The organism is bacterium (genome assembly GCA_036524115.1).
Classification (GTDB): Bacteria; JAUVQV01; JAUVQV01; order JAUVQV01; family DATDCY01; genus DATDCY01.
Genome location: DATDCY010000029.1, coordinates 1 through 10,687, shown reverse-complemented (window position 1 = coordinate 10,687; position 10,687 = coordinate 1). Strand labels below are relative to the sequence as shown.

Sequence of the window (10,687 nt, the reverse complement as noted above, 5' to 3'; positions counted from 1 at the left end):
TGATTATCCCTACCTGAAGCAGGAAATCGGTCAATTGAGGGCGGAGGGGTATGTGGTCATTGCTACCATGCACTGGAATCAGAGCTATGATTATCGGCCGAACCCCCAGCAGATCACCGACTTTCGTTTCCTGGCTGATTCCGGCGCCTCCCTCGTTTTGGGCAGCCAGGCGCATTATGCACAGACGATGGAATTCTATAAAGGTATCTTTATTCATTACGGACAAGGGAATTTGTTCTTCGACCAGATGGGTGACCAGGATTGGATGCCAAAAGGGATACGCCGCGAGTTTCTTGATCGTTACGTAATCTATGATGGAAAGTTAATCAGCATTGAATTAATCACGACCATGCTCGAAGATTACTCTCGTCCGCGTTTGATGACGGACCAGGAACGCCTCGGCTTCCTGCAGGAATATTTTTATAAAAGCGGCTGGACTCCGCTCAACCCGACACCAACACCTACCATTACACCCACGTTGACACCCCTGGCTATTCCAACACTCCCTGGAGTTTCGACAGCGACGCCTACGCCATAATTCCATCTATCCGGTACTATGGTCTAATACCCATCTTCTGACTCTTTCGTTACAATCAAAGTATCAATTGAATTGGCCCCGGCGCGCACCCCGGACGAGGCCCGCGGCGCGGTCGAGACCCGCCGCGTCCGGGGCCATGGCCACCCGCGCGTGCTCCGTGAACGGGGCATCGCTCTCGCGCCAGCGCGCCGGGATCTCCTCCGGCCACGGCGCATCCCCGGCGGGCTCGAGCGGCTCGCGGAACATGCAGTCGAGGTGCACCGGCCCGGCCGGCGGGCCAAGCGCGCGGTGGACCGCCTGGTCGATCGTCGTCAGGACCGCGCGCGCCGGGACCTCGGCGCACGGCGCCGGCAGCACTGACGCCCAGCGCACGTAGTCACCGAAGATCCCCTGCTGGCGGATCGCCTGGTTGGCGCCGGCATCCAGCAGCTCCGGCGGGCGGTCCGCCGTGAGGACGACCAGTGGCACGCACTCCTGCGCCGCCTCCACGACCGCCGGGAGGTAGTTGGCGACCGCCGTCCCCGAGGTGCAGACCAGGGCCGCCGGCCTGCCGGTGGCCCGCGCGTGCCCGAGGGCGTGGAACGCGGCGCCGCGCTCGTCCAGCCAGAGCCGGGAGGGGATGCGGCCGCGCGCCACGGCCGCGGTCAGCGGCGTGGAGCGCGAGCCCGGCGAGACGCACACGAGATCGACGCCGCAGCGCGCCAGCTCCTCGACGATCAGCCGTCCCCACAACGTGTTCAGGCGCGCGGCGTCGCTCATGGGGCTCCAATGACCCTGACGAAGCCGGCGAGCTTGTTCTCGAGCTCCTCCCACTCCGCGATCGGCCGCGAGCCGCGCACGATCCCCGCGCCGGTGAAGAGCGCGAGGCGGTCGCCGGCCAGCAGCCCGGAGCGGATGGCCACGGTGAAGTCCGCGCCGCGCGGGCCGACCCAGCCGAGCGGCCCCGCGTACCAGCCGCGCGAGAACGGCTCGCGGTGGGCGATCTCCGCCACCGCGGCCGCCGTCGGGTTGCCGGCCACGGCGGGCGTCGGGTGCAGCGCCGCGACGATCGCGACGTCGTCGGCCTGGCCGCGCAGCGTCCCCTCGAAGCCGCGGCGCAGGTGCTGCAGGCGCGCGAGCTTGAGCAGCGAGACCTCGGGGTCGGCGCGGTAGGTGCGGCACAGCTCCCCGAGCGCCCGGCCGACGGTGTCGGCGACGAAGCGGTGCTCGCGCCGGTCCTTCTCGGAGTCCAGCAGCGCGTCCCCGATCGCCTGGTCCTCGCGCTCGGAGTCGCCGCGCCGGCGCGTGCCCGCGATGGCCTCGGAGAGGATGCGCCGCCCCTCGCGCCGGTAGAGGCGCTCGGGCGACGCGCCGAGGAACGTCGCAGCGCCGTCGGGGCAGTACGCGAAGTGGAACCCCTCGGGATTCTCCGCGCGCAGCCGGTGCAGGAGCAGGAACGCGTCGGGCGCCTCGGCGAAGCGGAAGTCGGTGCGCCGCGCGAGCACGACCTTCTGCAGCGGGCCGCGCTCGATCCGCGCGAGCGACGCCTCGACCGCCGCGACCCAGCCGGCGCGATCGGGTCGGTCGGCGCGGTCGAGCACCGCGGGCAGCGGCGCGAGCGCGCGCTGGCCGGTGCGCAGATGCGTCAGCTCGGCCTCGAGCTGCCTGAGCGCCTGGCGTCCCTGCCCCGGGTCGTCGGCGAAGGTGCACGCCAGCTCCCAGGTGCCGCCGGCGCGCGTGATCGCGAAGCGCGGCAGGGTGAAGCGCGAGCGGCCGAACGCCGCCCAGTCGGCGTCCGCGGCCGCGCGGCCGTCGAAGGCCTGTCCGCCGAAGTAGCGGACCTCGCCGGCGTCCGGGTCCAGGCGATCCTCGATGGCGGCGAGCGGGTCGGGGTCGCGCGTCCCCGCGGCGGCGACCACGCTGTCGGCGACGCCGACTCCGGCCAGTTCGAAGCGGCCCCCGCGCTCCGACCAGTAGCATCGCGGCAGCCCCGGGTTCGCGGCGAGCCAGCGCGGCAGGTCGACCTCGGGGGCCGCGACGGCGACGCGCTGCAGGCCGCGCCGGCGCCCGGGCGCCGCGAAGTGGGCCTCGAGCGCCCGGACGAGCCGCTCCTTTGCCGCGGCGAACTCTCCCACGTCGCTCCCCCCTTCCCGGAACCGCCCCTCGCCCGCCGGCGCGGACAGGCGGGGAATTATCGTGCGGCCGCCGGTGCCTTGTCAAAGCAGGGCGGTTCCGGGGGGAGGCAGCGCTCGGGGAGGAATCCCTGGGTGCGGCCCCGGCCTACCAGGGTATGCCGGCGTAGCCGTCGGCGACCGTGTACCCGACCTGCTGCACCTGGGCCGCCGCGGCGATTGGCCGCGAGCTTTCCACGACCACCGCGCCCCTGAAGACTCCCGAGACGAGGGCCCCGGCCGCTGAAGGGTCGAACGACGCGGCGGTGACGACCGAGCCCGTCACCGCCTTCACCAGGACGCCCGCCTGCGAATAGAAGGATACCGTCACGGGGAAGGGCGTCGCGACGGCGACGGCCTTCGGCGCGCCGTTCATGACGGTGACCGTGGTGCGGGTGCCCGCGGGACCCCACTCGACGGCGGGGAAGACGACGCGGTATTTTGCGTCGAGCGCAACCGCCGGCGGCAGCGCGGCGGCGGCGTACTGCGTCCCGCTGGCGCCCTTCACCCAGCGCGCGAGGGCGGCGACCGGGGAGGCCTTGCCCGCCGCGTCCCGGCCCGAGATCACCGCCACCACCTTGCTCTTGCCTGCGATCGCCGCAACGGCGCACGGATCGATCGTGACCCGCTTGCCCGGCGCCACGAGTCCTGTGCTCGCCGAGGCCGTCCGCACCGTCGTCCTCCCGCCGCTGGTGACCGGATAGTAGTAGGCGACAACGAACCGCGCGCCCGTCTTGGCGGCGTTCTGCACCTGGAAGAGGCTTCTGAGCGTTCCGGTGGCCGACGGGACGCACAGCGCCGCCGGCATCAGGACCTGGGTGGCGGCGTTGCTCATGCCGGCGAACGCATAGGCCTCCCTCCCCGCCGCCGGGACGGTCTCGGCGGCCGCCAGCACCCGCGCCGGGGCGCCGCCGACGGTGTTCGCGGCGCGGATCACCAGGGAGCCGTCGAACGTCGTCCCGAGCGTTCCCATCGTCGCGAGGTTGACCACCGCCGACGACAACGGCTTCACCGCAGGCAGGTTCACGGTCTTCTGGAACGCGCTGGTCGCAGAAAAGAAATCCAGGGACAACGAGATGTCGCGGCTTCCGGGGTTCTGGATCCCGATCACCGTGTTGCCTGCGCCGCCGCGGCGCACCTCGGGGACGAAGAACCGCCCGGTCCCCGCCCGCGCGGCAGTGAAGGGCGCGTAGAGCATCGGCGCGGTCGTCGCCGCGCCCGTGGCCTGTTGCCGGTAGAGCACCGCGATTGGCCGGTCCGAGCTGGCGAGGGCCGCTCCGGCAAAGCCTGGAGGCATGGTCGCCCCGACCAGGACGCTCCCGGAGGCGCCCGCGCTGATGGGCACCGTGGCCGTGTCGACGCCGGTCCCCGCGGCGTCGCGGTAGCTGACGGACAGCGTCGCGGCCGCCGTCCCCGGGTTGAAGTAGTCGATGCTCGAGGTCCAGACGCGCGCCGCGGCGCCCCCCGCCTCGGCTGCGGCGGCCGGCCCCGCCCACGCGAGAATCAACGCCGCTGTTGCCAGGGCGCCGAGCGACCGCTGTGCCGATCGGCCATGTCGTGTCATCGCTGATCTCCTTTGGACGCGCGGTGCCATGTCAGTTCCGCACCAGGGGCAGGTAGATGGTCGCGGCGGTGCTTGCAGCCGGCGGCGGCCCCCAGGTCCCGCCCAGCCCGATGTCGCCGCTGACCCCGTAGAAGATGCTGGCATCCGGCGTCGTGCCCGTGAGGCCGTTCATCAGGAGGAGGTAGCCGGTCGACGAGCGGATGAGCCCGAGCCCCGTCGATCCCTGGTTTACCCAATCCCCCGTGAACGGCTGGTCGCCCGCAGCCCCGAAGGCCACGTCGTAGTCGAAGCCGACAACCCCCGACGCGACCTTGTCGGTCAGGTGGAAGCGGCCCTCTGCCGGCAGGTAGACTCCCGGGCTGAACTGGCCGTCGCCGTTCCAGTCCCCGGCCACCGGGATGTCGGTGGCGGACCCCAGCAACACCGCGTAGTCCGCCGGGCCGCTCGCCAGGGTGTTGCGCAGGTAGAGGGTGCCCGTGGACGGCTGGTAGACGCCGACGCCGTCCTTGCCGTCGCCGTCCCAGTCGCCGACGACGGGCCGGTCGCCCGGGTGGCCGAAGGCGAAGCTGAAGTGCGGGGCGCCCGGCAGGTTCGCGTCGCGCAGCCGGAACTCGCCGGTGGAACTGCGGAAGACGCCGATGGTGGCTATCCCGTCGCCGTTCCAGTCCCCGACGACGGGCACGTCACGGGCGGGGGCCGCGGCGTTGCCGAAGGCTGCCCTGAAGTCCGCGTAGCCGGTCGTGTTCGAGTTGCGGAAGTAGAACGTGCCCGTGCCCGGGCGGAAGACGGCGACGGTGTCGTTGCGCGGGTTGGGGGAGCCGAGGCGCTGCACGCGGTCGTTGCCGACATCGGGGACCAGAATCTGTCCGCTCCTGGGCGAGATCGCCCCGGCACTGGGACTGCTGAACTGAAGATCGCCGCTGCCCGTCGAGCCGATCACGCCGATGCAGTTCCCGTTCTGGTCGACCTGCTTGATGTTGCTCGCGCCCCAATCTGAGATGTAGATGGTGCCGCGCGGATCAAGCCAGACGCCGCCGGGAGCGGTGAGCACGCACAGCCCGCTCGGGGTGATGTTCGCGACATACACCCCGTCCCAGGTCCAGACCTGCAGGCGCCTGCCAAGGTAGTCGACGTTGTAGGTCAGTCCCTGCGCGCTGTCGACGGCGATGCCGATCGGCGAGGAGAACTGTCCGTTGGCGGTCCCCGTGCCCCCCCAGGACGCGTAGGTGACGAAGCCGTCCGGGGAAGAACTGGGCGAGAAGACCTGGATGCGGTTGTTCGCGCCGAACTCGGCCACGTACAGGTAGCCGAGGCGATCGATCGCTATCCCGGCGGGGAGGGTGAACTGGCCGCCCTGTGTCCCGCCGGATCCGAGCGTGTCGAGAAAGGCGCCGCTCGTGTCGAAGATCTGGATCCGGTGGTTGTTGGCATCGGCGACGAACACCCGATCGCGCGCATCGACGGCGATGCCCCACGGTCCGTTGAACTGCCCGTCGCCCGAGCCGGGAGTCCCCCAGGAGGCAAGCCAGGCGCCATACTTGTCGAACTTCTGGACGCGGTTGTTGCTGAAGTCGGTGACATAGACGTTCTCGGCACTGTCCACGGCCACACCATAGGGCTGGGCGAACTGGCCGTTCCCGCTGCCGGGCGTTCCCCACTTCTGCTGGAAGTTGTGGCTGAGCGGGACGGAGGTCGTCTCGAACCGGGTCACGTACGGCGCGCCCGAGTCGACGTTGGACACCCAGACGACGGGCTGCGCGTTCGGCACGTCCACGACGGCGAGGTCGCCGGCAGACGAGAAGTTCCCCGCGCGCGGCACCTTGGTGTAGCTGGCGTAGTAGGTTCCCAGGACGGCGCCTTCGCTGTCGAGGTGCCGGACGCCCCCGTTCGCGCGGTCGACCACGAAGACGGTGTTGGCGCGATCGATCGCCAGGCCGTCCGGCCCGCTGACGGGGTAGGTCCGGTCGAAGGCGCCGGCACTCGTCATCCGCACGATCCTGTTGTTGTTGGCGTCCGTGACGTAGATGTTGCCCGTCGCGTCGAAAGCCGCTTCCTTCGGCCAGTTGAACTGGAGGGGAGACGTCGAGGCGCCGCACGCTCCCCCGACCACGCCCCCGCTGCCGAAGCTCGTCACGAGCGCGCCGGTGGCCGGATCGATCGCCTTGACCGCGCAGTTCGTCGGCGGGGAGTATTGGGTGACGTACAGCTTCGCGTCCGGGCCTGCGGTGAGCCCGAACGGGGGACCCGCCGCGCCCGGAATGGCGAATGAGTCGATGGCAGCTCCGGTGCTCACTTGAAAACGGGTGATGTTCTGGTTGTAGTAGCTGGCGACGAAGAGGCTGTCGCCGATCACGGCCGCACCCTCGGGACCAGGGACGTCGCCCAGGGCCTTGCCCGTCCTGCCGGTCCCGAAGGCGCGGACGGCAAAACCGTCGTTGCTGACCATGAAGACCTTGTTCGCGGTGATGTCGCTGACGAAGACGTTGCCGCCGGCGTCAGCGCTGACGCGATACGGCAGCGAGAAGGACACGGCACCGGTCGCATGGAGCGTGCGGCTCAGCGAGGAGTACGCGCCCCCCGCCTCGGGAGCGGCGATGGGAGCGGCCTCCGGCGCCGGCAGGTCAGCCGGGTTCGGCGCCAGTCCCAGCGCCAGCGGATCGGCCGGCGCAGAAACGACGCCGACGTCCACCGGGACGACCGTCACTCTTGCAGCGGCCGCGTCGGCGCTCCCGGCGCCGAGCAGCCCGGCCGCCTGCGCGACGGGTCGCCACAGGCAGGCGAGGACCGTAGCGATGCTGATCACGCGGAAGACCTTCCCGAGATTCATCGGCCATCCTTTCGTTGGTGCGTCGCGGCGGCGATGTCGGGCACTCCTGCCGCGCTCCCGTGCCCTCGGGGGAGTCCCGCAAAGGCGACCCGCCCTGTCGGAGAAGATTCTCCGGCGGGGGGCGGCACTTGTCAACGCAGCCTGCGCCTGGTTGCACGGCGCGGGCTGCGGGGCCTATATTTGTGCACAACGGTCACCATGATCCCCGGAGAACGCGCATGACATCGCACGACGAGAGCTTCAGGTTCCCCTTCCTGCGCAGGGAGGTCGATTCGATCTTCGGCGAGGTCCTGCGGTCGGTCCCCGCGCGGCCCGGCGTCGCGCGCTGGTCGCCGACGCTCGATCTGATCGAGGAGCCCGGCCGCTACGTCATCGAGATGGACGTGCCGGGCGTGCGGCTCGAGGATCTGAAGATCACGGTGGCCGGGCGCCGGCTCGTCGTCACCGGCCGGCGCGAGGTCGTCCGCGAGCACGGGCACCCGAACGTGCGGCTGCGGGAGCGCTGGTCGGGGTCGTTCAGCCGGAGCCTCGAACTGCCCGACGAAGTGGACGAGGGGCGCATCGCGGCGGCGCTGCACGAGGGGATCCTGCGCATCGAGCTGCCGCGCCGCGGAGGCCGGCGATGAGCGCGACGGGTCCCGGCGTCCGCCCGCTGGCCCCGGAGGACCTCACGCCCCGGATCGACCTGGCGCAGCTGGGCTTCCAGAGCACGGAGGAGCTCACCGGCGAGCCGGCGCCGCTCGGCGCGGAGCGCGCGCTCGCGGCGTTGCGGCTCGGCGTGCGGCTGCGCACCCCCGGTTACAATGTGTTCGTCGCGGGACTCGAGGGCGCCGGCCGCGAGGCGCGCGTGCACGATCTGGTCGCGCGCGAGGCCGGCAAGCTCCCGGTGCCGCCGGACATCCTGTACGTGAACAACTTCGACGACCCCGACCGCCCGCTTGTGATGACCGTGCCGGCCGGCGAGGGGCGCGAGCTGCGCCGCGCGATGGACGATCTGATCGAGCAGCTGCGCCGGCGCATCCCCGAGGCGCTCAAGAAGGAGGGCTTCGAGCGCGAGAAGGAGCAGATCACGGCGGCCTACGACCGGCAGGTCAAGGAGCTGTTCGAGCGCTTCCAGGCGGCCGCGAAGGACAAGAGCGTGCTCGTGCGCATGACGGGCGACGGGCACCTGGTCTTCATCCCGCTCAAGCCCGACGGCGAGCCGGTCGAGAACCCCGAGGAGTACGAGGCGCTGCCCGAGGAGCACCGCAAGATGCTCGCGGACGGCCGCGAGGAGATCCAGCGGCTGGCGCGGGATTTCATCAAGGCGCAGCAGGAGATCGCGCGCAAGGTGCGGGAGGACGTCGAGGCGGCGGTGCGCCGCTTCGCCACCGAGCTGGTCGAGCCGCTGGTCGCCGCGATCGCCGCCGCGCACCCGCACGAGGCGGTGCGCCGGCACCTGGCCCGGGTGCAGCAGAACATCCTCGCGAACCTCGACGACTTCCAGGAGGAGGAGCGCCCGCAGGCGCTGCCCTTCCCGTTCCCGGTGCCCTCGCCGCGCGACCGCTTCGTGCCCTACCAGGTGAACCTGCTCGTGGACAACGCGGGCGCCGCGGGGGCCCCGATCGTGGTCGAGGACGTGCCGACCTACCAGAACATCTTCGGCAAGATCGAGCGGGTCATCGACCAGACGGGCAAGCTGGTCACGAACTTCACGCGCATCAAGGCGGGGGCGCTGCTGCGGGCGGCCGGCGGCTTCCTGGTCTTCAACCTCGACGACGCGCTCACCGAGCCGCTGGTCTGGAAGCCGCTCAAGCGCGTGCTCAAGTCCGGGCGGCTCGAGATCGAGAGCTTCAACCCCTTCGGCTTCCTCTCCGTCTCGGGGATGACGCCGGAGCCGGTCGCGGTCGACGTGAGGCTGTTCGTCACCGGCAGCCGGCAGGTCTTCAGCCTGCTCTCGGCCTACGACCCGGAGTTCCCGGAGGTCTTCCGCCTGCTCGCGGACTTCGTCCCCGAGGAGTGCCGCTCCGAGGGCGCCGAGCGCGCCTACGCGCTGCGCGTGGCGCGCACCGTGCGCGCCGAGGGGCTGCACCACTTCACCCGCGAGGCGGTGGCCGAGGTGCTGCGCTACGGCGTGCGCGCCTCCGGCGACCGCGACCGCGTCAGCGCGTACCTGGAGGAGGCCGACGATCTCGCGCGAGAGGCCTCGGTCGTTGCCGAGGAGCGCGGGGCGGTGCTCGTCGACGCCCCCGCCGTTCTCGAGGCGCTCGAGCGGCGGGCGTTCCGCGCCGACTGGTACGAGGAGCGCGGCCGCGAGCTGATGAAGCAGGGCACCGTGCTCATCGACGTCGAGGGCAGGGCCGTCGGGCAGATCAACGGCCTCTCGGTGCTCATGTACGGCACCCGCATGTTCGGGCGTCCCTCGCGCCTGACCGCGAGCGTCTCGCTCGGCAGCGCGGGGGTCGTCAACATCGAGCGCGAGGCGCGCCTCTCGGGGAGCACGCACGACAAGGGCGTGCTCATCCTCGCGGGGTTCCTGCGCAACCGCTTCGGGCAGGACAAGCCGCTGTCGTTCTCGGCGAGCCTGGCCTTCGAGCAGACCTACGGCGGCGTCGACGGCGACAGCGCGTCGTCCACCGAGCTCTACGCGCTGCTCTCGCGCATCGGCAACCTGCCGCTGCGCCAGGATCTTGCGGTGACCGGCTCGATGAACCAGCGCGGCGAGGTCCAGGCCATCGGCGGCGTCAACGAGAAGATCGAGGGCTTCTTCCGCACCTGTCGGCGCATTGGCCTCACCGGGACCCAGGGCGTGCTCATCCCCGCGGCCAACGTGCGCAACCTCGCCCTGCACCCGGAGGTCATCGCCGCCGTCCGCGCCGGGCAGTTCGCGATCTACCCCGTCCGGACGATCGAGGAGGGGATCGAAATGCTCACCGGGCTGCCCGCCGGCGCGCCCGGCGAGGCGGGCACGGCGCTCGGCATCGTGGACGTCGCGCTGCTGGACATGGCCCGCCGTCTCAAGGAGTTCGGCGCCGAGAAGGGGCGGCGCGAGAATGACAAGGAGGGCGGGCCCCCCGAAGCCCCTCCGGCGCCGGGGCAGCCGCCGCCGCCCAGGCCTCCCGACCCCACTCCAGCGCCGGACAGTGGGCACTGAACCCCTTCGCATCCGGCCGGCGCTTCCCTAGGGGGGCTGCGCCCCCCTGATGGCGCGGCTTTCGCCGCTGTCACCCCCCCCGACGGGGAGAGAGCCGAGATACGGCCTTGTGAAGCGGCGTCAGCGACCCGCGTCGATCCGCCGGAGCGTGTCGAGCAGGTCCTGGGAGCTGAACGGCTTCACGAGGTAGGCGTCGGCGCCGACCTGGTAGCCGTTGCGGATCTCCTCCTCCTGCGCCGCGGCCGAGAGCATCACGACGGGCGTGCGGCCGCGCTCCGGGTGGGACTTGATCACCCGGCAGAGGTCCAGACCGCTCATCAGCGGCAGCAGCGCGTCGGCGAGGACGACGTCCGGCGTGCGGAAGTAGAACTCGCGCAGGCCCGCAAAGGCGTCGTGCGCCTCGATCACCTCGTACTGCGCCTCCGGCAGCAGATGGCGCACGAGCGAGAGCGTGTCGCTGTCGTCGTCGACGATG

Annotated in this window: 8 protein-coding genes; 3 read left to right on the top strand and 5 right to left on the bottom strand. The window is 71.0% G+C overall.

Translation table 11 applies throughout. The features are described from left to right. The coding region (locus VI078_01455) for a CapA family protein (protein HEY5997954.1) at positions 1–538 on the top strand (538 nt) is incomplete at its 5' end. A gap of 63 nt (positions 539–601) precedes the next feature. On the opposite strand, the gene menD is transcribed toward VI078_01455, so the two are convergent. The 4 genes from menD to VI078_01435 all read right to left on the bottom strand — a co-directional run bounded on the left by menD (position 602) and on the right by VI078_01435 (position 7,079). Beyond that, complete coding sequence (gene menD / locus VI078_01450; protein HEY5997953.1) at positions 602–1,297, bottom strand: 2-succinyl-5-enolpyruvyl-6-hydroxy-3-cyclohexene-1-carboxylic-acid synthase; 696 nt, start codon at positions 1,295–1,297, stop codon at positions 602–604. Further along, on the bottom strand, positions 1,294–2,652 hold the full coding sequence (locus VI078_01445; protein HEY5997952.1) for an isochorismate synthase: 1,359 nt from the start codon (positions 2,650–2,652) through the stop codon (positions 1,294–1,296). Before VI078_01445 ends, menD begins: the two co-directional genes overlap by 4 nt. Before the next feature lie 145 nt (positions 2,653–2,797). Further along, the gene (locus VI078_01440; GenBank protein HEY5997951.1) at positions 2,798–4,252 is read right to left on the bottom strand and encodes a hypothetical protein; all 1,455 of its coding nucleotides are present in this window, start codon (positions 4,250–4,252) and stop codon (positions 2,798–2,800) included. Between the two features lie 31 nt (positions 4,253–4,283). Next, positions 4,284–7,079, bottom strand: a complete 2,796-nt coding sequence (locus tag VI078_01435; protein ID HEY5997950.1) for a hypothetical protein — start codon at positions 7,077–7,079, stop codon at positions 4,284–4,286. Positions 7,080–7,297: 218 nt separating this feature from the next. Between VI078_01435 and VI078_01430 the strand changes: the two genes are divergently transcribed. Both VI078_01430 and VI078_01425 read left to right on the top strand, forming a co-directional pair. Continuing rightward, on the top strand, positions 7,298–7,705 hold the full coding sequence (locus VI078_01430) for an Hsp20/alpha crystallin family protein (GenBank protein ID HEY5997949.1): 408 nt from the start codon (positions 7,298–7,300) through the stop codon (positions 7,703–7,705). Further along, positions 7,702–10,212: an ATP-binding protein gene (locus VI078_01425; GenBank protein HEY5997948.1), complete on the top strand. Its 2,511-nt coding sequence runs from the start codon at positions 7,702–7,704 to the stop codon at positions 10,210–10,212. The genes VI078_01430 and VI078_01425 overlap by 4 nt, the downstream gene beginning before the upstream one ends. 120 nt (positions 10,213–10,332) lie before the next feature. Here VI078_01425 and VI078_01420 read toward each other — a convergent pair. Then, the coding region (locus tag VI078_01420; protein HEY5997947.1) for a response regulator at positions 10,333–10,687 on the bottom strand (355 nt) is incomplete at its 5' end.